The organism is Pseudomonas sp. TUM25319 (assembly GCF_056388475.1).
Map to the genome: position 1 here is coordinate 458,477 of NZ_CM150751.1, position 20,632 is coordinate 479,108.

The window sequence follows — 20,632 nt, forward strand, 5'->3', positions numbered from 1 at the left end:
AAGCTGCAAGCTTCAAGCGGCAAGAAAGATCGGCGGTACACGCTGCTCTTTCTTGCAACTTATAGCTTGCAGCTTGAGGCTCGCTTTTCAGTTATATAAACATTCTTAAATAGTATTTTTAAGAATATTCAGCCCTCTCTAAGATTGCCCCTACACCAGGCGCAGTCACCTTCCTACATGCTGCTCCCGGGCCCCCATTTTCACAGGAGCACGAGCATGAGCGCATCTCTGCGTAGCGTTGACGGTCAGGACGAAGCCACCATTTTGCGTGAAATCCAGAGCGCACTGCGTGACCTGCGGTTCGGTGCGGTGGAGATCACCGTGCACAACGCCCAGGTCGTCCAGATCGAGCGCAAGGAAAAATTCCGCCTGCAGAACTCCGGCAACAAGCCCAGCTAAGCCTCGGCACGCCGCACCAGCACATTAGAAAAAAAGCCAATCGGGAGCTTCACCCATGTCTATCCGCCGTTATGCCCTGGCCGCACTCGCCAGTGCCGTTTTTGCCGGTTCCGCCATCGCCAAGGACTACGAGCTGTTGAACGTGTCCTACGACCCGACCCGCGAGCTGTATCAGCAGTACAACGCCGAGTTCATCAAGCACTGGCAACAGGCTCATCCGGACGACAAGGTGAAGATCCAGCAGTCCCACGGTGGCTCGGGCAAGCAGGCCCGCGCCGTGATCGATGGCCTGCGCGCCGACGTGGTGACCCTGGCCCTGGCCGGCGACATCGACGAAGTCGCCAAGCTCGGCAAGACCCTGCCCGAGAACTGGCAGACCCGCCTGCCGGAGGCCAGCACTCCGTACACCTCGACCATCGTGTTCCTGGTACGCAAGGGCAACCCGAAAGGCATCAAGGACTGGGGCGACCTGATCAAGAAAGACGTCTCGGTCATCACCCCGAACCCGAAAACCTCCGGCGGCGCCCGCTGGAACTTCCTCGCCGCCTGGGCCTACGGCCTGAAAGCCGGCGGCAGCGAAGCCAAGGCCCAGGAATACGTGAAGGAGCTGTTCAAGCACGTTCCAGTACTGGACACCGGCGCCCGTGGCTCGACCATCACCTTCGTCAACAACGGTCAGGGTGACGTGCTGCTGGCCTGGGAAAACGAAGCCTTCCTGGCCCTCAAGGAAGATGGCGGCAGCGACAAGTTCGAAATCGTCGTGCCTTCGCTGTCGATCCTTGCCGAGCCGCCAGTGGCCGTGGTCGACAAGAACGCCGAGAAGAAGGGCAACGAGAAGATCGCCGAGGAATACCTCAAGCACCTGTACAGCCCGGCTGGCCAGAAGATCGCCGCCGACAACTTCTACCGTCCGCGTGACGAGAAGGTCGCCGCCGAATACGCCAAGCAGTTCCCTAAACTGGATCTGGTGACTATCGACAAAGACTTCGGTGGCTGGAAGACTGCCCAACCCAAGTTCTTCAACGATGGTGGCGTGTTCGACCAGATCTACTCGGCGCAGTGACACTTGCCCGATAGAGCAGGAGCCGTTTCGTAGCCAAGCATGGGCCCGGGCATAGTCCCGGGCTCAATGCGTTAAACCAAGGACCTCTATGTCACGTCGTATATCCCCCGTCATACCCGGCTTCGGGCTGACGCTGGGTTACACCTTGGTGTACCTCAGCCTGATTGTGCTCATACCGCTGGGTGCCATGTTCGTGCACGCCGCCCAGCTCACCTGGGATCAGTTCTGGGCCATCGTCAGCGCACCGCGGGTACTCGCCGCGCTGAAGCTGAGTTTCGGCACCGCCCTCTGCGCCGCCGTCATCAACGGACTGATCGGCACTCTGCTGGCCTGGGTTCTGGTGCGCTACACCTTCCCCGGACGCAAGATCATCGACGCGATGATCGACCTGCCGTTCGCCCTGCCTACTGCTGTTGCCGGTATTGCCCTGACTGCGCTGTACGCGCCGTCCGGCTGGGTGGGCCAGTTCGCCACCGACCTCGGCTTCAAGATCGCCTACACCCCGCTCGGCATTACCCTGGCACTGACCTTCGTCACCCTGCCGTTCGTGGTGCGCACGGTGCAGCCGGTACTGGCCGACATTCCGCGTGAAGTCGAAGAGGCCGCTGCCTGCCTCGGTGCCAAGCCGCTGCAGGTGTTCCGCTACGTACTGGCCCCGGCGCTGCTGCCGGCCTGGCTGACCGGCTTTGCCCTGGCTTTTGCCCGTGGCGTGGGCGAGTACGGCTCGGTGATCTTCATCGCCGGCAACATGCCGATGAAGACCGAGATCCTGCCGCTGCTGATCATGGTCAAGCTCGACCAGTACGACTACACCGGTGCCACTGCCATTGGCGTGCTGATGCTGGTGGTTTCCTTCATCCTGCTGCTGCTGATCAACCTGCTGCAGCGGCGCATCGAAACCCCTTGAAGGAGGCCTGAGCATGTCCGCATCTTCCGTTGGCGTCGCCGCTTCGGCCAACGCCGCCCGCCGGGGCAGTGCATCTGCCCGGCGTATCCTGATCGGCCTGGGCTGGGTGATCTTCGCCCTGTTCCTGCTGTTGCCGCTGGTCATCGTGGTGTCCCAGGGCCTGAAAATGGGCGTGGGTACCTTCTTTGAGGCGATCTTCGAGCCTGACGCCCTGTCCGCGCTGAAACTCACCCTCATTGCCGTGGCCATTTCGGTGCCGCTGAACCTGGTGTTCGGCGTCAGCGCGGCCTGGTGCGTGAGCAAGTACGATTTCCGTGGCAAGAGCGTGCTGGTGACCCTGATCGACCTGCCGTTCTCGGTCTCGCCGGTGATCGCCGGTCTGGTCTACGTGCTGATGTTCGGCGCCCAGGGCTTCTTCGGCCCGTGGCTGCAGGACCACGACATCCAGATCGTCTTCGCCTTGCCGGGCATCGTGCTGGCGACCATCTTCGTCACCGTGCCCTTCGTCGCCCGTGAACTGATCCCGCTGATGCAGGAGCAGGGCACCCAGGAAGAAGAGGCCGCGCGCCTGCTGGGCGCCAACGGCTGGCAGATGTTCTGGCATGTGACCCTGCCGAACATCAAATGGGGCCTGATCTACGGCGTCGTGCTGTGTACGGCGCGGGCCATGGGCGAGTTCGGCGCGGTGTCGGTGGTGTCCGGCCACATCCGCGGCGTGACCAACACCTTGCCGCTGCATGTCGAGATCCTCTACAACGAATACAACCATGTCGCGGCCTTCAGCGTGGCGAGCCTGCTGCTGATCCTGGCGCTCTTCATCCTGCTGCTCAAGCAGTGGAGCGAGAACCGCATTAACCGTCTGCGCCATAGCGCAGCGGAGGAATAATTCATGTCGATCGAAGTTCGTAACGTCAGCAAGCGCTTCAACGCCTTCCAGGCCCTGGACAACATCAACCTGGATATCCACAGCGGCGAGCTGGTAGCCCTGCTCGGCCCGTCCGGCTGCGGCAAGACCACCCTGCTGCGCATCATCGCCGGCCTTGAAACCCCGGATAACGGCAATATCGTGTTCCATGGCGAGGACGTGTCCGGACACGACGTGCGCGACCGCAACGTCGGTTTCGTATTCCAGCACTACGCCCTGTTCCGCCACATGAGCGTGTTCGACAACGTCGCCTTCGGTTTGCGCATGAAGCCCAAGGGCGAGCGTCCGAGCGAAAGCAAGATCGCCGAGAAGGTCCATGAGCTGCTGAACATGGTCCAGCTGGACTGGCTGGCCGACCGTTATCCGGAGCAACTGTCCGGCGGCCAGCGCCAGCGTATCGCCCTGGCCCGTGCCCTGGCGGTGGAGCCCAAGGTCCTGCTGCTGGACGAGCCGTTCGGCGCGCTGGACGCCAAGGTCCGCAAAGAACTGCGCCGCTGGCTGGCGCGGCTGCACGAAGACATCAACCTGACCTCCGTGTTCGTGACCCACGACCAGGAAGAAGCCATGGAAGTGGCCGACCGTATCGTGGTGATGAACAAGGGCGTGATCGAACAGATCGGCTCGCCGGGCGATGTCTACGAGAACCCGGCCAGCGATTTTGTCTACCACTTCCTCGGCGACTCCAACCGCCTGAGCCTGAGCGACAACCACCATGTGCTGTTCCGTCCGCACGAAGTGTCGCTGTCGCGGCATGAAGTGGAAGGTCACCATGTGGCTGAAGTGCGCGACATCCGTCCGCTGGGCGCGACCACCCGCGTCACGCTGAAGGTGGAAGGGCAGAGCGATCTGATCGAGGCCGAAGTGGTCAAGGACCATGACAGCCTGACCGGCCTGGCGCGGGGCGAAACCTTGTTCTTCAAGCCGAAGGTCTGGCAGAAGGTCGAGAATATCTGACCGGCTTCAGGGCCTCATCGCTGGCAACGCCAGCTCCCACAATGCCTGCGTCATGCGCAGGCTCATTGCCTGGCGCAAAACATTGTGGGAGCCGGCGTTGCCGGCGATGAACCCATCACCACACCCCGATCTTCACCACACTGTCCTCTCGCGGCTCTCCATACCTGAACCACTGCCCCCGCCGCTCGATCTCGGCATGGCTGATGGTGGTCCGCCGCTTCAGCCCTCGCAGCCAGTCCCACAGATACCCCTGATGTTCCTCCCGCACCGCCGCATACGCCGGGTCGGCGCCGAGGTCGTTGAGTTCCTGCGGGTCGTTCTGCAGGTCGAACAACTGCGCCCTGAAGCCGTCATACGCCAGGTATTTCCAGCGCTCGCTACGGACCATGGTCATGCGGCAGCGGTCGATCGGCTGGCCCAGCCGCTCACGCGCCGGTGACTGGAAGGCGTAGTCATACTCGGCAATCGCATAGCGCCGCCAGTCCCGCGCAGTGCCATGCAGCAGCGGAACCAGCGAGCGCCCCTCCAGCCGATGCTCCGCCGGCGGCAAGCCGAGGGCGTCGAGGAAGGTGGGCAGGGCGTCGATGGTTTCCACCAGGCGCTCGTCGACCGTGCCACGCGTGCCATCGGCCAAGGTGCGCGGGTCGCGGACGATCAGTGGCACGCCCACCGCCGGCTCCAGCAGGAATTCCTTTTCCCCCAGCCAGTGATCGCCAAGAAAATCACCGTGGTCGCTGGTGAAGACGATCAGTGTGTCATCCCAGCGCCCGCTGCTTTGCAGTTCATCGAACAGACGACCGAGCTGGTCATCGACCTGCTTGATCAGGCCCATGTAGGTCGGGATCACGTTCAAACGCACGTCATCGCGGGAAAAGTTGACGCTCTCCTGATGCTGGCGGAAGGCGGCGTACACCGGATGGTCACTCAGTTGCCCGCCCTCGGCGCGCACCGCCGGCACCACCTGTGCGGCACCATACAGCGCGTGATACGGCGCCGGGGCGATGTAGGGCCAGTGCGGCTTGATGTACGACAGGTGCAGGCACCACGGCTGCTCGCCCTGTTCGCGGATGAAGTCGATGGCGCGGTCGGTGGTGTAGACGGTTTCCGAATGCGGCTCCGGCAGGCGCGTCGGCAGGTGGGCGTTGCGCATGTGCCAGCCGCTGAGCACCTCACCGTGGTCGCCCTCGGCGGCATTGGCCCAACTGTGCCACGGGTTGTCACCGTCAAAACCCTGCTCGCGCAGGTAGCGGGTGTAAGGCGCGGTTTCGCGTTTGTCGGCGAACAGCGGGTCGTCGGGGAAGATGCCGTCATGCCGTGCATAGGGCTCGAACCCCACCTCGTTGAGCTGCTCGACCGCTGCGCTGGCCGGATCGAGCTTCAGGTGCTGCTGGGCATCGAGGTTGGGCGTGGCGTGGGTCTTGCCCACCAGCGCCGTGCGGATGCCGGCCGGGCGCAGGTAGTCGCCGATGGTCAGTTCTTCCAGAGGCAGCGGCACGGCGTTCCACGCCACCTGGTGGCTGCTGACGTAACGCCCGGTATAAGCCGACATCCGCGACGGACCGCAGATGGTGCCCTGGGTGTAGGCCCGGCTGAAGCGCACGCCGGCAGCCGCCAGGCGGTCGATATTCGGTGTGTGCAGGTGCGGGTGACCGTAGCAGGACAGGTAATCGCGCCGAAGCTGGTCGCACATGATGTACAGCACGTTGCGCACGGAGGAGGGTTGGGGCATGGCAGTCACCGGTTGAAAGGACAGGCGACTGTTTTCGCCGCCGCGGGCCCCGGCGACAAGCGCATTTGCCGAATACCGTCGATGCGTCCGGCGCAATGCCTCAGACGGCCAGGCGCTCCAGGGCGGCGGCGTCGAGGTCTTCCTCGTTCTGGTCGGTCAACAGGATCTGCTCGATCATCGCCTCGGCCAGCGGTGCCAGGCGCTGGCGTGCACGGCTGACGATGCCGTAGCGGGTGTAGAGCTCTTCGCAGTCGTCGTCCAGGCCGTCGATCTTCAACCGCACCAGTTCCCCCGGCGCGCTGCGCAGGCTGTCGCTGTAGGCGCCGCAGATGCCGATGGCGTTGGAGTGCAGTACCACCGTGAGCAGGCTGTGGCTGTTCTCGCATTCGACATTGGCCTGCACATCCGGACGGCCACTGAGGTCGGCGATGACCTTGCGCAGGTTGGGCGGACGCAGCGTGACGGCCAGCGGGTAGTGCAGCAGCTCCTCGCCGCTGACACTGACGCGCCCGGCCAGTGGATGGCCGGGGCGGCAACAGAAATACCAGCGGCGCGGCTTGAGGCGCAGGGTCTGGTAGGCCGGGTCGGCTTCGAAGCTGCGGGTGTCGGCGACGAAGAATTCGAAGTCCTCGGCCAGCAGGCGGCGGTTGAGGCTCTGCCAGTCATCCACCTGAAACTGCACCCGCGCCTTCGGATAACGCTCGATGAACCCGGCAATGGCCCGTGGCACCAGCCCCGCCGCCGGGGCCGGGCCGCAGCCGAAGCGCAGCTCGCCGGCTTCGAGGCCGTTGAACTGGCGAATCTCGTTGCTCAACTGGCAGGCGCCGCTGACCAGCCGCCGTGCATGCTCCAGCACCACCAGCCCCTGTTTGGTCGGCGGCAGCTCCTTGTTCGAACGGTCCACCAACTGGCACCCGGCGCTGTGTTCCAGGGCCTGGATACTGCGGCTGAACGCCGATTGCGACAGGTTCACCGCGCTCGCCGCGGCCACGAAACTGCGGTGCTCGGCGAGGGCGATCAGGTGGCGGAGTTGGCGAAGGTCTATATGCATTTTTCACATAAAAAGTATCGGGCAAATGCATTTGCTCTGCCTCGGCTGCACTCCTTATAAAGGCAATCACTTATTCGGTAAACATATGTAAAAACATAAATAAATAACTTCAGGGAATAACGATTGCCTGAAAAGGAGCCGCAAATGAGCCAGTCGTCTTCCGTTGCACCCTTGTCTTCACGGCGGCTCAAGCGCCTGCCGCTGGCCCTGCTGCTGGCGGGCAGCGCGCACTGGCTGCCGGCGCAGGCGGCCGATGCGGGGGCGGCGCAGTCCGCTCCTGCTGCCAGGTCCGACAGCCAGCTCAAGACCGTTACCGTCACCGCCCGCCGCCGCGAGGAAAGCGCCCAGGACGTGCCCACGCCGATGAGTGTGCTCGATGGCCAGGCCCTGGAAAGCCAGCGCATCTACCGCATCCAGGACCTCCAGCAACTGGTGCCCAGCGTCAACGTCGCCTACATGCATGCGCGCCAGTCCAGCGTGTCGATCCGCGGCCTGGGCAACAACCCGGCCAGCGACGGCCTGGAAGGCAGCGTCGGGCTCTACCTGGACAACGTCTACCTCGGCCGCCCCGGCATGGCGGTATTCGACCTCATGGACATCGAGCAACTGGAGGTGCTGCGCGGCCCGCAGGGCACGCTGTTCGGCAAGAACACCACCGCCGGCGTGATCAACATCAGCACCCGTGCGCCGAGCTTCACGCCGGAACGCAGCATCGAAACGTCGGTGGGCGAGGACGGCTACTTCCAGACCAAGGGCACGGTCTCCGGCCCGCTGAGCGACACCCTCGCCGGGCGCTTCTCGGCCTACCGCACCCGCAACGACGGCGACATCAAGAACGAATACGACGGCCACACCCTCAACGGCGGCTCGCGCCAAGGCTTTCGCGGGCAACTGCTGTACAAGCCCAACGAACGCTTCAACCTGCGCTGGATCGGCGACTACAACGAGGAAGATTCCAGCGCCGGCACCCGCGTGCTGTTCAGCACCGGGCCGACCATCAATGGCGTCAACCGCTATGAAAGCCGCGCCGCAGCAGCGGGCGCGACGCTGGTGGACGGCAGCAAGCGCAAGGTCAATCTGGACAACGACCAGCACGTCACCGTGTTCCAGGGCGGCACCTCGCTGGAAGCCAACTGGACCCTCGACAACGACTTCACCCTGACCTCGGTCAGCAGCTACCGCTGGTGGGACTTCACCCCGCGGAACGACGACGGCCTCAACGTGCCGGCGGCGTACAACGCCGGAGTCTCGGTGCGGGATAAACAGTGGTCGCAGGAGTTCCGCCTGGCGTCGCCCACCGGCGGTTTCTTCGACTACGTGCTCGGGGCCTACTACTTCGGCTCCGACCTGGATAACACGTCCTTCAACTACTACGGGCCCCGGGCGGATATCTGGAACGGCACGCCGACAGGCGCGCTGGCCAACGTCACCACCCTCGGCAAGGGCCATATCGAGACCGACAGCTTCGCCCTGTTCGCCCAGGGCACCTGGCACCTCAGCGATCGCCTCGATTTCACCGCCGGCGTGCGCGGCACCTATGAAGAGAAAAGCGCCTGGGTCAATCGCGCCGCACCGGTCGGCGGCGCAGCGGTTGCCGGAGCGGCGGCTACTGCCCGTCAGGGCCGCGTCGGCGCTTACCAGTCGGGCGACCTGAACCAGTACAGCGCCAGCCCGTCGGGCCTGCTCAACCTCAGCTATCGCTTCAACGACGACCTGCTCGGCTATGCCACGCTGTCCCATGGCGAGAAGTCCGGCGGGGTCAACCTCACCGTAGCCACCGCACCCGTGGCTGGCGCCGACTCGCTGCTGGTGGGCACCGAGCGCGCCAACAACGCTGAACTGGGCTTCAAGAGCACCCTGTGGGACAAACGCCTGCAACTCAACGCCAACCTGTTCTGGACCCAGGTCAACGGCTACCAGACCAACGCCTACGACGAAGCCAACCGCGTGCAGTACCTGACCAACGCAGGGTCGGTGCGCTCGCGCGGGGTGGAATTTGAAAGCACCCTGATTCCGCTGCGCGGGCTGACGTTGAACCTCAATGGCTCCTACAACGACGTCCGCTACCTGTCCTACAAGGACGCCCCGTGCCCGCCGGAAGTGTCGCTGCAGCCAGGTGCTCCGGCGTCCTGCGACCTCACCGGCCACCAGGTAGTCGGCGCCTCGAAATGGATCGCCAACGCCAATGGCCAGTACCAGTGGGACCTGGACAACGGCCTGCAACCCTACGTCACCGCCAGCTATGCGTTCCGCTCCAAGGCGGTGGGCGTGGTCGAGGACTCCGATTACGCGCAGATCCCCAGCTACGCCGTGGTCAACCTCTCCACCGGCCTGCGCGGCGATTACGGCCAGGGCCAGTGGGATGTCTCGCTGTGGCTGAAGAACGCCTTCGACAAGACCTACTACACCACGCTCTGGAGCGCGGCCAACGGCGGTTATGAAGGCCTGCTCGGGACGCCAAGAACCCTGGGCGTGACCGCTCGCTACGACTTCTGAGGCCGGTTTTCGATGCCTTTGGGGAATATTTTTCATGCCTCAAAGGCATGGCTAAAAGATGGCATCGCTGCAGCCCTTGTGTGGCGCGGGTTGTAGCGATTTAGCAGGCTCGCTTATTTCTGAAAATTCTATCCATAACTTTAAAGATTACTTTCAGAGATAAGCGTCTCGCACCGATCATCCACCGCAAGCGAAGGCCCGAACTCAACGCCTTCCGATGGAAATGCACCGAACCCCCAGGAGTTGATCAATGGGAAATGTCCAGACCGCCGCCAGCGCCCTCGATGTGCTGTGGCGCCCGGCGCCGGGCGAACTGGTCGATCTCGGCCGTCCGCACCGCGTGCCGCTGGCGCAACAGCGCTTGCAGCGTACGCCGCGCAGCGCCCTGAACCGTCGTGAGAAAGTCCTGCTCGGGGTTTTTGCACTGGTGTTGCATGGCGCGGCCGCGTACTGGGTCAGCCACGCACCGACCCCGGTATTGCCGGTGGTCCCGCCGGAAATTCCACCGATGACCATCGAATTCTCCCAGCCGGCGCCGCCGGTGGTGGAGCCGCCGCCCCCTGTGGTCGAGCAACCGCCACCGCCGGTCGAGCCGCCACCACCGGTGGAAGACGAACTGGCCGTGAAGCCGCCGCCGCCCAAGCCGGTGCCCAAGCCCAAGCCGAAACCGGTGCCCAAGCCCGTGCCCAAGCCGGTTCCGCAGCCGGTGCAGACACCGCCGCCGACCCCGGCGCCGCCAGTGGCCGCGCCACAGCCGCCCGCACCGCCTGCGCCTGCCCCGGTGACGCCGGCCTCGGCCAACGCGGCGTACCTGAAGAACCCGGCGCCGGAATATCCGTCGCTGGCCCAGCGTCGCGGCTGGGAAGGCACGGTGCTGTTGCGGGTCAAGGTGCTCGCCAGCGGCAAGCCCGGCGAGATCCAGATTCAGAAGAGCAGCGGTCGCCAGCAACTCGATGACGCCGCGCTGGCCGCGGTGAAGCGCTGGAGCTTCGTACCGGCCAAGCAGGGCGATGTCGCCCAGGAAGGCTGGGTGAGCGTGCCCATCGACTTCAAGATTCGCTAACCCAAATTCGCGCAACTAGAGAGAGAACACATCATGAGCTTATTGGCTTCCCCCCTTGAATCCATCGAAAGCGCGGTGATCTGGCTGCTGGTCGGCTTCTCCGTGGTCACCTGGGGCCTGGCCCTGGTCAAGACCGTGCAGTTCGTCCGTCTGAAGAACCAGGACAAGCGTTTCCACAAACAATTCTGGGCCGCGTCCAGCCTCGATTCGGCCGCCGATCTGGCCCAGAGCCAACCAGGCTCCGCCGCTCGCGTTGCCCAGGCTGGCTATGCCGCCATCGCCGTCAACGAGCCGGGCCAGGCCACCGATCTCAGCCACTCGATCAACCACCAGGACCGCCTGGAACGTGCCCTGCGCCAGCAGATCGTACGTGAGCGCCGCTCCCTGGAAACCGGCCTCGCCGTAGTCGCCAGTATCGGTTCCACCTCGCCCTTCATCGGCCTGTTCGGTACCGTCTGGGGCATCATGGAAGCCCTGAAGGGCATCAGCGCAGCAGGCTCGGCGAGCCTCGAAACCGTGGCCGGCCCGATCGGCGCGGCACTGGTTGCCACCGGCGTGGGTATCGCCGTCGCGGTGCCGGCGGTGCTGGTTTACAACTACTTCCTGCGTCGCCTGAAGCTGACCGCCGCCGATCTGGACGACTTCGCCCACGACTTCTACAGCCTGGCGCAGAAGAGTGCCTTCCGCGTCATCGCCCACCCGACCCTGCACAAGGCCAATGCCGGTGCTGGCCAGCCAGTGAAAGAGGCGGTGTGACATGGCCTTCTCGACCCAGGACAGTGACGAGGTACTCAGCGAGATCAACGTGACCCCGCTGGTGGACGTGATGCTGGTGCTGCTGGTGGTGTTCATCGTGACCGCACCGCTGCTGACCAACGCCATCCCGATCAACTTGCCCAAGACCGAGGCCGTCGCCCCGGTCGAGCAGAAAGACCCGCTCGTAGTGAGCATCGATGGAGCAGGGAAGCTCTTCATCAACAAGGACGAGATCCAGCCGGACTTGCTGGAAACCAACCTGCAGGCGGCCAAGGCCAAGGACCCCGAAGTGCGGGTACAACTGCAGGCGGATGACGGGGTGAATTACGGAGAGGTGGCACGCGCCATGGCCTCCATCGAACGAGCGGGCATTACCAAGCTGTCGGTGATTACCGCACGCTGAGCAATACGCAACTCAGGCAAACTTGAAGGCCGGTCCTGTGGCAGGGGCTGGCTTTTTTTTGTGACAGATGTCGTGGGGAGGCCAGGTTGACGAAAGCGCCATCCGGCGGTAGATTTGCCCTCGTCGATACGGACCGGAACCCGAAAGGGGGTATCGATTTCGGAGGCGAAAGCCTCTCCTAGCCAGTGAGCGGGATAAGCGAAAGCGAAAGAACAGGCCGATATACAGATTCAGCAAGAGCCCCAAGTGCGAAAGCCTTGGGGCTTTTTGTTTTCAGACGGACTTTCCGGCATTACGCATTTCCAGAATGTATCGCACGTTGTGCGGCTTCCCTCGAGGCAGCGAGTGCCGCCCCCAGGTTGCGACTTCATAGGCCGAGATGACGCGCAACTTGAGGACGTTGGCGGTATTTCCAGGCTTGCTGATCGAGAAGAAGATTGCGTAATCGTGCAGGTCCAGGCAGTAGTACCGCTGGTTGTTCTCCACGAAGTACGGAACAGCCAGGCCGTTATAGAAACGTCGCTCCATGTAGTCGCGCAACTGGGTGCTGCAGTCATAACGATCCCGGCAGAAGTAGCGGCGCTCATGCCTGAAACGAAGCGGTTCTCCATGCCCTTTGTCGTCAGTGAAGCAGTGAAAGCCAAATTCGAATTTGACGGTGACCTGCTTGCCTGCCACATCAAACATCAAATTGAATGGCTGCAAATGCGCCATTGATAGTGTTCTGCCGCCGATGATCAGATCCTTCCACTGCATGACGTGCTCTCGTCTGGAAAGCGAGGCAGCGTACGGACGGTGCAATCACGCGACAACAACGCAATTTTGTTCAAACGCTACAGCGACCTGATACCTCAAGACTCGGTTCTACGAAGACCCGGTAGTGTGGTGCTCGGCTGCGCAGCAGGCCCATTCCAGACACCCGCAAACATAAAGTTTGTGGAACCCCAAAGTCCTAGGACGTACCCTACGCGATCTGTCGGTCCTCCCTTCCTTGCCCCTGGAAGCCTCTCCTTCTAGGCTTCCCCGGTCGCTGAATGTTCAGCGATCAGGTGTGGAAACCTGAGCATTTCGAATGTGAGTACCGCTCTATGGCGGCTGTGCGCGGGAGGCCTTTGGGCCTGCCGGGTTTCTCCATTCGCTCGGTTTTCCACCCTGCGCACAGCTGCCACCTTTTTCGTGTGGAAACGACGAGGTTGCAGCCCGACTCTGAATGGAGAATGGCATGAAAAAACTAGTCCCCGACCCACCCCTTGCCCCCACCTGCGCCCGCCACTTCGGCCAGTGCCCGTCCGACCACCCGCCGCTGTTTTCCGTCAACGCCGGTATCGATCCCCACAGCACCCTGGTCCACGCTTCGATGCTCATGCGCTGCGCCTATGAGTCGACCATGGAGGCCGCCACCCGTCAGGGCGGCAGCGCCAATTACTCCTGGCTGGCGATGTACGCCGTGGAGGCGTCCAAGGCGCTGATCGATGCCCTGATCGAAGGCATGGAACGCGCGGAGTTGCAGCAGCCCGCCACATAAGGCGGATCGGGGCCGCGTGGCGGTCCCGGTTGAGTTTTGGTTATTAATAAATAGCTTCTTATTCCTTTACGGATATAACCCCAGCGCTAATACTTGCCGGCATGCACGCAACCGCAGCAGGAGGCAATTCCCCATGCGCAACGAGTCGATCCGTTACCTGATTGTGCCGGGCTGGCAGGGCTCGCCAGAGGACCACTGGCAAAGCCACTGGCACAGCACGCTGCCCAACAGTGCCCGCGTCGAGCAGGCCGATTGGCTGACGCCGCAGCGCCAGGACTGGGTCGCCGCGCTGGAACAGGCCATCGCCGCCGATGAGGCGCCGGTGATCCTGATTGCCCACAGCCTCGGTTGCATCACGGTGGCCCATTGGGCCGCGCAGGCCAATCCCGCGCTGCTGCGGCGGGTACGCGGAGCGCTGCTGGTGGCGCCGGCGGATGTCGAGCGTCCGGCCTGCTCGCCGGCGCTGCGCAATTTCGCGCCGATTCCCATGCGCGCCTTGCCGTTCCCGAGCCAGGTGGTCACCTCCGACAACGACCCGGCCGTCAGCGCGCCACGGGCCATGCAACTGGCCCGCGCCTGGGGCGCCGAAGCCGGCGTGCTCGGCGGCGCCGGGCATATCAACGTCAAGTCCGGCCACCGTCGCTGGGAACAGGGTTTCGCCTACCTGTACCGCCTGCAAAGCCGTCTGGAACAAGGCGCCTTGCGTCGCGCCTGATTCCACCGCCTCTTTTTTCCTTTTCCTGCGTAACGCCCGGGCCAGGAGCGCCCGGGCGGGAGTTTTGCCATGACCGCACAAGACACTTTCGGCCAGCCGCTGCTGACCTTCCCCGAAATCGACAAAAGCCCGCTGAGCATCCGCGCCAAGGCGCTGGTGTTCGTTGACCCGCGCTCGCGCCAGTTGCGCAAGGAACTGGAGGTGCTGGCGCCGCTGGCGCTGCCGGTGCTGATTCGCGGCGAAACCGGTACCGGCAAGGAATTGCTGGCCCGGCAGATCCACCGCGCCAGTGACCGCGGCGGCCTGTTCGTTTCGGTCAACTGCGGGGCGATCAGCCCGACTTACGCCGATGCCGAACTGTTCGGCTACGCCGCCGGTGCCCATAGCGGCACCGCCAGCAGCCGCGCCGGCTGGTTCGGTTCGGCCAACGGCGGCACCCTCTACCTCGATGAAATCGCCGACTTGCCGCTGGCCATCCAGGTCAAGCTGCTGGCGGCCCTGGAAACCCGCGAAGTGACCCGCGTCGGCGCGCAGCAGGCGCATCCGGTGGATGTGCGACTGGTGGCCGCCACCAGCATCGACCTGGCCCAGGCCGTGGCGGCGGGTCGCTTCCATCAGCGTCTGTACGACTACCTGCATGAAGGCCAGCTGGAGCTGCCGGCGCTGCGCGAGCGGGTCGGCGACATCCTGCCACTGGCCGAGTATTTCATCGGCATCTACAGCCCGCGGCTCAACCTGCCGGTACCTCTGCTCAGCGAGGCGGCGCAGCGGGTGCTGGAACTGCACGACTGGCCGGGCAACACCCGCGAGCTGGAGAACGTCATTCACTTTGCCCTGCTGCTGGGGAGCGGTGACGAGATCCTGCCGGAGCATCTGAACCTGCCCACGCCACTCACGGCGCTGGCCGAGCGGCTGGATCGAATCAGCGCCCAGGGTGACGCCCTGGAACGTCGCGCCCTGCAAAGCCTGCTGGAGAAGACCTTGTTGCGCCTCACGCAAGCCGCGAGCTAGAGCGTTGCGCGTGCTGCATTAATGGCTGATCGCAAAAAGGCATAAGCAGCCAAGAAAAAGATATTGTTGCGGAATAAAAAATCTCGGTATTGTCCGCGTCACGCCGGGCAACACGGGTCCGGCCAACCAACACTGACCGAGCCCACGAGGCGCGGATATCCAATAAGGACTGCACATGAAAAAGACGCTGTTGATGACCGCCCTGGCTGCTGCGCTGTCGGTTGCCGGTTTCGCCCACGCTGCCGAGAAACTGGTGGTGGCCGCAACCCCGGTTCCCCACGCCGAGATCCTCGAGCTGATCAAGCCGACCCTGGCCAAAGAAGGCGTGGATCTGGAGATCAAGGTCTTCACCGACTACGTGCAGCCGAACGTGCAGGTCGATCAGAAGCGTCTGGACGCCAACTACTTCCAGACCCTGCCGTACCTGAAGAACTTCAACGAAGGCAAAGGCACCCACCTGGAAACCGTGATCGGCGTTCACGTCGAGCCGTTCGGTGGCTACTCGAAGAAGGTCAAGACCCTGGCCGAGCTGAAGGAAGGCGCCACCGTGGCGATCCCGAACGAGGGTAGCAACAGCGGTCGTGCGCTCCTGCTGCTGCAGAAGGCTGGCCTGATCACCCTGAAGGATCCGAAGAACGCCCTGGCGACCCCGAAAGACATCGCCGAGAACCCGAAGAAGCTGAAATTCCGCGAGCTGGAATCGGCCATGCTGCCGCGTGTGCTGGACCAGGTCGACCTGGACATGATCAACACCAACTACGCCCTGGAAGCGGGTCTGAACCCGGCCAAAGACGCGCTGGTGATCGAAGGCAGCGACTCGCCTTACGTGAACTTCCTGGTGGCCCGTCCGGACAACAAGGACAGCGACGCCATCCAGAAACTGGCCAAGGCCCTGACTTCGCCTGAGGTGAAGACCTTCATCGAGAAGAAATACAGCGGCGCGGTACTGCCGGCGTTCTGATTCCTGATGGCCCTATCGCTGCGGTGCGGCGGTCCGACAAGCCAGCTTGTCGGACCGCCGCACTGCAGCGATGCTTTTGGCGCTCTGACGCCTCAGCTTTCGGTGCTATCAATATGCAATAACGGTATTTAAATTTTCATTTTTATACCTTTAGAGTCTTTCCCCAATGAGGCTTACCCGCCTCGCACTCTTGTCAGCATCCGCCCGTCTACCCTCGGGCCGGTTCGGGAAAGACACCGCGCATGACCTTCGATATTCCCTTCATCCTCAGCACGCTCCCCGCGTTCGCCAAAGCCGTCGGCGTCACGCTGCAGGTTGGTCTGATCGCCATCGCCACCTCGCTGGTGGTCGCCGTGATCAACGCCGCGATCCTGCTCTACCGCACGCCTGTGCTGCACAGCCTGGTGTCGCTCTACGTCGAGCTGGCACGCAACACGCCGCTGCTGATCCAGCTGTTTTTCGTCTACTTTGCCCTGCCGTCCCTTGGCGTGAAGATTTCCGGCTTCGCCGCCGCGATCATCACCATGACCTTCCTCGGCGGCGCCTACCTCACCGAGGTGCTGCGCGCCGGTGTCGAGGCGGTGCCGGTGGCGCAAGTGGAGTCCGGGCGCTCGATCGGCCTGTCCGACGGCCAGTTGCTGCGCCATGTGATCCTGCCCCAGGCCGGGATCCTCAGCCTGCCGGCGCTGTTCGCCAATTTCATCTTCCTGCTCAAGGAAACCACCATCGTTTCGGCGGTGGCGGTGCCGGAGATTCTCTACACCACCAAGAGCTACATCGCCCTGTACTACAAGACCTACGAAATGCTCGCGGTGATGACGCTGATCTGCGTCTTGCTGTTCCTGCCCCTGTCGCTGCTGCTCAGCCGCCTGGAACGGAGGCTGCAACATGGCCAGTTCGGGTCTTGAGCTGTTGCTGGTGTCCTTGCCGCAACTGGGCAAGGGCGCCGCGCAAACCCTGTCGATCTCGGCCCTGGGCATCGTCTTCGCGACCTTGGGCGGTGTGCTCTATGGCGTGCTGGCCACCCTCGGCAAACGCAGCGTGAACCTGGCGCTGCGCATCTACCTGGAGCTGTTCCGCGCCATCCCGGTGCTGGTCTGGCTGTACCTGCTGTTCTTCGGACTGCCGATCTTCCTCGGCATCAGCCTGCCGAGCTTCTGGTGCGCGGTGCTGGTGCTGGGGCTGTGGGGCGCCAGCGAGGTGGGCGAGGTGGTGCGCGGTGCGCTGCAGTCGCTGCCGCGCGGGCAACGCGAGGCGGGGCTGTCCATCGGTCTGTCGGGCTGGCAGTTGTACGGCCATGTGCTGCTGCCCCAGGCGCTCAAGCGCATGACGCCGCCGACCATCAACATCTATACGCGGATCATCAAGACCAGCTCGCTGGCGGTGCTGATCGGGGTGGTGGATGTGATCAAGGTCGGCCAGCAGATCATCGAGCGCACCTACGAATCGGTGCTGATCTACGGCGCGCTGTTCCTGTTTTTCTTCTTTATCTGCTATCCGCTCTCGGCCGCTTCCCGCGCCCTTGAGCGCCGCTGGACACACGCATGAGCGCATTGATCGAGTTTCAGGGCTTCAACAAATTCTTCGGCGACAACCAGGTACTGAAAGACGTCGACCTGTCGGTTGCGGCGGGCGAGGTGGTGGTGATCCTCGGCCCCAGCGGCTGCGGCAAGAGCACCCTGCTGCGCTGCCTCAACGGCCTGGAAAGCGCCCACAGCGGCAGCCTGCGCCTGGACGGCCGCGAGTTGCTGAACCCGACCACCGACTGGCGCCAGATCCGCCAGCAGGTGGGCATGGTGTTCCAGAGTTATCACCTGTTCGGCCACATGAGCGTGATCGACAACCTGCTGCTCGGCCCGCTCAAGGTGCAGAAGCGCGAACGCGCCGAGGCCCAGGCCCAGGCCGAGGCGCTGCTGGCCCGGGTCGGCCTGCTGGACAAGCGCGATGCCTTCCCGCGCCAGCTCTCCGGCGGCCAGCAGCAACGCATCGCCATTGTCCGTTCGCTGTGCATGAACCCCCGGGTGATGCTGTTCGACGAAGTCACCGCCGCCCTCGACCCGGAAATGGTCAAGGAAGTGCTGCAGGTGATCCAGGGCCTGGCCCGCGACGGCATGACCCTGCTTATCGTTACCCACGAAATGGCCTTCGCCCGCGCGGTGGCCGACCGCATCGTGTTCATGGACGCCGGCAGGATCCTTGAACAGAGCCACCCCGAAAGCTTCTTCGAGAACCCGCGGACCGCACGCGCGCAGCAGTTCCTGGAGAAATTCTCCTACGTCGAAAACCTGCCAGAGAGACCTCAAAAGGAACTGACATGAAAACTGCCAAAACTTCGAAACTGCTGCTATCGCTGTTCGGCCTGGCGTTGCTGGCCGGCTGCAACAAGGCTGAAGAACCGGCCAAGCCTGCCGCCGCCACGCCTGCGCCCGCCACCAGCTACCTGGAAACCATCAAGGCCCGCGACAAACTCATCGTCGGCGTATTTACCGACAAACCGCCGTTCGGCTTTGTCGACGAAAGCGGCCGCTACGTCGGCTTCGACACTGATATCGGCCGGGCTTTCGCCAAGTCGCTGCTGGGCGATGAAAACAAGGTCGAATTCGTGGCCGTGGAGCCAGCCAGCCGCATTCCGTTCCTGCAGAGCGACAAGGTCGACCTGATCCTGGCCAACATGACCGTCACCCCGGAACGCAAGGAAGCGGTGGAGTTCACCAACCCCAACCTGCGTGTCGCGGTCCAGGCCCTGGTGGCTGACGGCAGTTCGGTGCAGAAGCTCGACGACCTGGCTGACAAGACCACCATCGTCACCACCGGCACCACCGCCGATATCTGGCTGACCAAGAACCACCCGGACTGGAAACTGCTCAAGTTCGAGAAAAACAGCGAGTCGCTGCAGGCCCTGGCCAATGGCCGTGGCGATGCCTATGCGCAGGACAACCTGATCCTGTTCAGCTGGTCCAAGCAGAACCCGGGCTACCGCGTGCTGCCGGAGCTGCTGGGCGAGGAAGCGCCGATCGCGCCGGCGGTGAAGAAGGGCAATATCGAACTGCGCGACTGGGTCAACGCCGAGCTGTCGCGCCTGGGCGAAGAGAAGTTCCTGCACAAGCTGTATGACCAGTACGTGCGCAAGGAACTGAGCGATGACACCAAGCCGGAAAGCGTGATCGTCGAAGGCGGCAAGTGGCAGGGCTGATCTTTCGGGATTGCCTGACACAAAACCTGTAGGAGCGGCTTCAGCCGCGATTGGCCGCATAGCGGCCATAAAACCTGTACTCCCGGTATTCCAGAAACATCGCGGATTCGGGTTTTACGACGGCTGCGCCGCCGATCGCGGCTGAAGCCGCTCCTACAGGGGCATCGTTGGGTTCAGTATCTATTCCGGCCAATGCCACACCGGTTCATCCAGCATGGCCTGACCCACCACCCGGGTTTGCCCCAGCTCTTTCTCGAGCACGATGGAGTTGCAGGTCGCATCGCCTTCCAGCGCCTCCATCAGCCCCCGCGAATGGGACACCACCCACACCTGGCACTGCTGTGAGGCACGGATGATCAGTCGCGCCAGTGCCGGGATCAGGTCGGGGTGCAGGCTGGTTTCCGGTTCGTTGAGCACCATCATGGTGGGCGGGCGGGGCGTCAGCAGCGCGGCTACCAGCAACAGATAACGCAAAGTCCCGTCCGACAGCTCCGCCGCACTCAGCGGCCGCAGCAAGCCTTCCTGATGAAACTGCACGGCAAACAGCCCGCCCGGCACCGCATCAATCGCCAGCCGTGCGCCGGGGAACGCATCGGCGACGGTGTCGTGCAGCGCCTGCGGATCGCCCACTTCGACGATGGTCTGCAACGCTGCCGCGAGATCGCGGCCATCGTGATGCAGCACCGGCGTACGCGTGCCCAGTTGCGGCCGTCGCGCCGGGGCGTCGACGTCGGTACGCAGGTGGTCGTAGAAGCGCCAGCCACGAATCTGTTCACGCAGGTGCAGCACTTCGGGCGAGGTCCGCAGGTTGCCGACGTGGTCGAACAGGCTCTCGGCGCTGGAGACATGGTGTGCCAGGACGTCCCACTGGTGCCCGTCGCGGGCCTTGACCATCGGCCCCTTGCGGTCCACCAGCAGGCTGGCGGGGCGGTAGCTGTCGCCGGCCCACAGGCATTCGCGCTTGATCTGCGGATCAAGGAAGAACTTGGTCCGGTTGTCCGGTTCCGGCAGGCCGAGGCCGATGGCGTAACCGAAATCCTCGCCGGCGAATCCCAGGCGCAGCCGCTTCACACCCGAGCGTGGTCCGCCTTCGATTGCGACTTCGCCGCGGCTCATGCGCCGGGTGATCTTTTCGGGCCCCGCCCAGAACGTCGATTCCAGCCCGCCTTCCGCCGCCAGCGCGTTGACCACCCCGCCACGGGCGGTTTCCGCCAGCAGGCGCAGCGCCTTGTACAGGTTGGACTTGCCGCTGCCGTTGGGCCCGGTAATCAGGTTCAGCCGGCCAAGTGGCAGTACCAGGCGATTGATCGAGCGGTAGTTGGCGACGGCCAGGGTGGTGAGCATCGGGGCGTCCTGCACGGATAAAGCCGGAAGTATCGCTTATTTGGCGTAAGACCTTGTTTATCAGATTTGTAGGGCCGTTCCGGTTGTTCTGTGAGCGGTTACGGAACCCCTGATCTACGCTAACAGTCGCATTCCCT

The 20,632-nt window shown here is 63.5% G+C and carries 21 protein-coding genes; 17 read left to right on the forward strand and 4 right to left on the reverse strand.

Annotated features, from left to right (window positions below; genetic code table 11):
- Positions 1-216 precede the first annotated feature (216 nt).
- The 5 genes from oscA to AC05QJ_RS02195 all read left to right on the forward strand — a co-directional run bounded on the left by oscA (position 217) and on the right by AC05QJ_RS02195 (position 4,248).
- Complete coding sequence (oscA, locus tag AC05QJ_RS02175; protein WP_009400195.1) at positions 217-399, forward strand: sulfur starvation response protein OscA; 183 nt, start codon at positions 217-219, stop codon at positions 397-399.
- Positions 400-454: 55 nt separating this feature from the next.
- Complete coding sequence (locus tag AC05QJ_RS02180; protein WP_476745371.1) at positions 455-1,462, forward strand: sulfate ABC transporter substrate-binding protein; 1,008 nt, start codon at positions 455-457, stop codon at positions 1,460-1,462.
- Positions 1,463-1,550: 88 nt separating this feature from the next.
- A complete protein-coding gene (gene cysT, locus AC05QJ_RS02185) occupies positions 1,551-2,369 on the forward strand; it encodes a sulfate ABC transporter permease subunit CysT (protein WP_476745372.1) in 819 nt (272 codons plus the stop codon).
- A gap of 13 nt (positions 2,370-2,382) precedes the next feature.
- On the forward strand, positions 2,383-3,255 hold the full coding sequence (gene cysW, locus AC05QJ_RS02190; protein ID WP_476745373.1) for a sulfate ABC transporter permease subunit CysW: 873 nt from the start codon (positions 2,383-2,385) through the stop codon (positions 3,253-3,255).
- Between the two features lie 3 nt (positions 3,256-3,258).
- Positions 3,259-4,248: a sulfate/molybdate ABC transporter ATP-binding protein gene (locus AC05QJ_RS02195; RefSeq protein WP_476745374.1), complete on the forward strand. Its 990-nt coding sequence runs from the start codon at positions 3,259-3,261 to the stop codon at positions 4,246-4,248.
- Between the two features lie 115 nt (positions 4,249-4,363).
- Here AC05QJ_RS02195 and AC05QJ_RS02200 read toward each other — a convergent pair whose 3' ends face one another.
- Together AC05QJ_RS02200 and AC05QJ_RS02205 are read right to left on the reverse strand one after the other, a co-directional pair.
- Positions 4,364-5,977 (reverse strand): alkaline phosphatase family protein, encoded by a 1,614-nt coding sequence (locus AC05QJ_RS02200; protein ID WP_476745375.1) that lies wholly within the window; start codon positions 5,975-5,977, stop codon positions 4,364-4,366.
- Between the two features lie 100 nt (positions 5,978-6,077).
- Positions 6,078-7,028, reverse strand: coding sequence for a LysR substrate-binding domain-containing protein (locus AC05QJ_RS02205; RefSeq protein ID WP_260600724.1), 951 nt, complete (start codon positions 7,026-7,028; stop codon positions 6,078-6,080).
- A gap of 144 nt (positions 7,029-7,172) precedes the next feature.
- Here AC05QJ_RS02205 and AC05QJ_RS02210 point away from each other — a divergent pair, with 144 nt between their 5' ends.
- The 4 genes from AC05QJ_RS02210 to AC05QJ_RS02225 all read left to right on the forward strand — a co-directional run bounded on the left by AC05QJ_RS02210 (position 7,173) and on the right by AC05QJ_RS02225 (position 11,746).
- Positions 7,173-9,524, forward strand: a complete 2,352-nt coding sequence (locus AC05QJ_RS02210; protein WP_476745376.1) for a TonB-dependent receptor — start codon at positions 7,173-7,175, stop codon at positions 9,522-9,524.
- Between the two features lie 250 nt (positions 9,525-9,774).
- Complete coding sequence (locus tag AC05QJ_RS02215; RefSeq protein ID WP_476745377.1) at positions 9,775-10,587, forward strand: energy transducer TonB; 813 nt, start codon at positions 9,775-9,777, stop codon at positions 10,585-10,587.
- A gap of 33 nt (positions 10,588-10,620) precedes the next feature.
- Positions 10,621-11,343: a MotA/TolQ/ExbB proton channel family protein gene (locus AC05QJ_RS02220; RefSeq protein ID WP_476745378.1), complete on the forward strand. Its 723-nt coding sequence runs from the start codon at positions 10,621-10,623 to the stop codon at positions 11,341-11,343.
- A gap of 1 nt (position 11,344) precedes the next feature.
- A complete protein-coding gene (locus AC05QJ_RS02225; RefSeq protein ID WP_009041659.1) occupies positions 11,345-11,746 on the forward strand; it encodes an ExbD/TolR family protein in 402 nt (133 codons plus the stop codon).
- 273 nt (positions 11,747-12,019) lie between these two features.
- On the opposite strand, the gene AC05QJ_RS02230 is transcribed toward AC05QJ_RS02225, so the two are convergent.
- Positions 12,020-12,460 (reverse strand): hypothetical protein, encoded by a 441-nt coding sequence (locus AC05QJ_RS02230; protein ID WP_476747851.1) that lies wholly within the window; start codon positions 12,458-12,460, stop codon positions 12,020-12,022.
- A gap of 508 nt (positions 12,461-12,968) precedes the next feature.
- Here AC05QJ_RS02230 and AC05QJ_RS02235 point away from each other — a divergent pair.
- The 8 genes from AC05QJ_RS02235 to AC05QJ_RS02270 all read left to right on the forward strand — a co-directional run bounded on the left by AC05QJ_RS02235 (position 12,969) and on the right by AC05QJ_RS02270 (position 19,151).
- Positions 12,969-13,271 carry a DUF3077 domain-containing protein gene (locus tag AC05QJ_RS02235; RefSeq protein WP_260600729.1) on the forward strand — a complete coding sequence of 101 codons (303 nt, stop codon included), beginning with the start codon at positions 12,969-12,971 and terminating at the stop codon, positions 13,269-13,271.
- 133 nt (positions 13,272-13,404) lie between these two features.
- Positions 13,405-13,986: an alpha/beta hydrolase gene (locus AC05QJ_RS02240; RefSeq protein WP_260600730.1), complete on the forward strand. Its 582-nt coding sequence runs from the start codon at positions 13,405-13,407 to the stop codon at positions 13,984-13,986.
- Positions 13,987-14,055: 69 nt separating this feature from the next.
- Positions 14,056-14,997, forward strand: a complete 942-nt coding sequence (locus AC05QJ_RS02245) for a sigma 54-interacting transcriptional regulator (RefSeq protein ID WP_476745379.1) — start codon at positions 14,056-14,058, stop codon at positions 14,995-14,997.
- Positions 14,998-15,172: 175 nt separating this feature from the next.
- Positions 15,173-15,958 (forward strand): MetQ/NlpA family ABC transporter substrate-binding protein, encoded by a 786-nt coding sequence (locus AC05QJ_RS02250; RefSeq protein ID WP_476745380.1) that lies wholly within the window; start codon positions 15,173-15,175, stop codon positions 15,956-15,958.
- A 242-nt stretch (positions 15,959-16,200) separates the two neighbouring features.
- Positions 16,201-16,866, forward strand: coding sequence for an amino acid ABC transporter permease (locus AC05QJ_RS02255; RefSeq protein ID WP_476745381.1), 666 nt, complete (start codon positions 16,201-16,203; stop codon positions 16,864-16,866).
- Positions 16,847-17,506, forward strand: a complete 660-nt coding sequence (locus AC05QJ_RS02260; RefSeq protein WP_476745382.1) for an amino acid ABC transporter permease — start codon at positions 16,847-16,849, stop codon at positions 17,504-17,506. The genes AC05QJ_RS02255 and AC05QJ_RS02260 overlap by 20 nt, the downstream gene beginning before the upstream one ends.
- On the forward strand, positions 17,503-18,276 hold the full coding sequence (locus AC05QJ_RS02265; RefSeq protein WP_476745383.1) for an amino acid ABC transporter ATP-binding protein: 774 nt from the start codon (positions 17,503-17,505) through the stop codon (positions 18,274-18,276). Before AC05QJ_RS02260 ends, AC05QJ_RS02265 begins: the two co-directional genes overlap by 4 nt.
- On the forward strand, positions 18,273-19,151 hold the full coding sequence (locus AC05QJ_RS02270; protein WP_476745384.1) for a transporter substrate-binding domain-containing protein: 879 nt from the start codon (positions 18,273-18,275) through the stop codon (positions 19,149-19,151). Before AC05QJ_RS02265 ends, AC05QJ_RS02270 begins: the two co-directional genes overlap by 4 nt.
- Positions 19,152-19,331: 180 nt before the next feature.
- On the opposite strand, the gene AC05QJ_RS02275 is transcribed toward AC05QJ_RS02270, so the two are convergent.
- The gene (locus AC05QJ_RS02275; protein ID WP_476745385.1) at positions 19,332-20,495 is read right to left on the reverse strand and encodes an AAA family ATPase; all 1,164 of its coding nucleotides are present in this window, start codon (positions 20,493-20,495) and stop codon (positions 19,332-19,334) included.
- Between the last annotated feature and the right edge of the window lie 137 nt (positions 20,496-20,632).

Excerpts from the sequence above, each read along its gene's own strand:
- oscA (WP_009400195.1), top strand. The coding sequence starts at position 217 with ATGAGCGCATCTCTGCGTAGCGTTGACGGTCAGGACGAAGCCACCATT.
- AC05QJ_RS02180 (WP_476745371.1), top strand. The coding sequence starts at position 455 with ATGTCTATCCGCCGTTATGCCCTGGCCGCACTCGCCAGTGCCGTTTTT.
- cysT (WP_476745372.1), top strand. The coding sequence starts at position 1,551 with ATGTCACGTCGTATATCCCCCGTCATACCCGGCTTCGGGCTGACGCTG.
- cysW (WP_476745373.1), top strand. The coding sequence starts at position 2,383 with ATGTCCGCATCTTCCGTTGGCGTCGCCGCTTCGGCCAACGCCGCCCGC.
- AC05QJ_RS02195 (WP_476745374.1), top strand. The coding sequence starts at position 3,259 with ATGTCGATCGAAGTTCGTAACGTCAGCAAGCGCTTCAACGCCTTCCAG.
- AC05QJ_RS02200 (WP_476745375.1), bottom strand. The coding sequence starts at position 5,977 with ATGCCCCAACCCTCCTCCGTGCGCAACGTGCTGTACATCATGTGCGAC.
- AC05QJ_RS02205 (WP_260600724.1), bottom strand. The coding sequence starts at position 7,028 with ATGCATATAGACCTTCGCCAACTCCGCCACCTGATCGCCCTCGCCGAG.
- AC05QJ_RS02210 (WP_476745376.1), top strand. The coding sequence starts at position 7,173 with ATGAGCCAGTCGTCTTCCGTTGCACCCTTGTCTTCACGGCGGCTCAAG.
- AC05QJ_RS02215 (WP_476745377.1), top strand. The coding sequence starts at position 9,775 with ATGGGAAATGTCCAGACCGCCGCCAGCGCCCTCGATGTGCTGTGGCGC.
- AC05QJ_RS02220 (WP_476745378.1), top strand. The coding sequence starts at position 10,621 with ATGAGCTTATTGGCTTCCCCCCTTGAATCCATCGAAAGCGCGGTGATC.
- AC05QJ_RS02225 (WP_009041659.1), top strand. The coding sequence starts at position 11,345 with ATGGCCTTCTCGACCCAGGACAGTGACGAGGTACTCAGCGAGATCAAC.
- AC05QJ_RS02230 (WP_476747851.1), bottom strand. The coding sequence starts at position 12,460 with ATGGCGCATTTGCAGCCATTCAATTTGATGTTTGATGTGGCAGGCAAG.
- AC05QJ_RS02235 (WP_260600729.1), top strand. The coding sequence starts at position 12,969 with ATGAAAAAACTAGTCCCCGACCCACCCCTTGCCCCCACCTGCGCCCGC.
- AC05QJ_RS02240 (WP_260600730.1), top strand. The coding sequence starts at position 13,405 with ATGCGCAACGAGTCGATCCGTTACCTGATTGTGCCGGGCTGGCAGGGC.
- AC05QJ_RS02245 (WP_476745379.1), top strand. The coding sequence starts at position 14,056 with ATGACCGCACAAGACACTTTCGGCCAGCCGCTGCTGACCTTCCCCGAA.
- AC05QJ_RS02250 (WP_476745380.1), top strand. The coding sequence starts at position 15,173 with ATGAAAAAGACGCTGTTGATGACCGCCCTGGCTGCTGCGCTGTCGGTT.
- AC05QJ_RS02255 (WP_476745381.1), top strand. The coding sequence starts at position 16,201 with ATGACCTTCGATATTCCCTTCATCCTCAGCACGCTCCCCGCGTTCGCC.
- AC05QJ_RS02260 (WP_476745382.1), top strand. The coding sequence starts at position 16,847 with ATGGCCAGTTCGGGTCTTGAGCTGTTGCTGGTGTCCTTGCCGCAACTG.
- AC05QJ_RS02265 (WP_476745383.1), top strand. The coding sequence starts at position 17,503 with ATGAGCGCATTGATCGAGTTTCAGGGCTTCAACAAATTCTTCGGCGAC.
- AC05QJ_RS02270 (WP_476745384.1), top strand. The coding sequence starts at position 18,273 with ATGAAAACTGCCAAAACTTCGAAACTGCTGCTATCGCTGTTCGGCCTG.
- AC05QJ_RS02275 (WP_476745385.1), bottom strand. The coding sequence starts at position 20,495 with ATGCTCACCACCCTGGCCGTCGCCAACTACCGCTCGATCAATCGCCTG.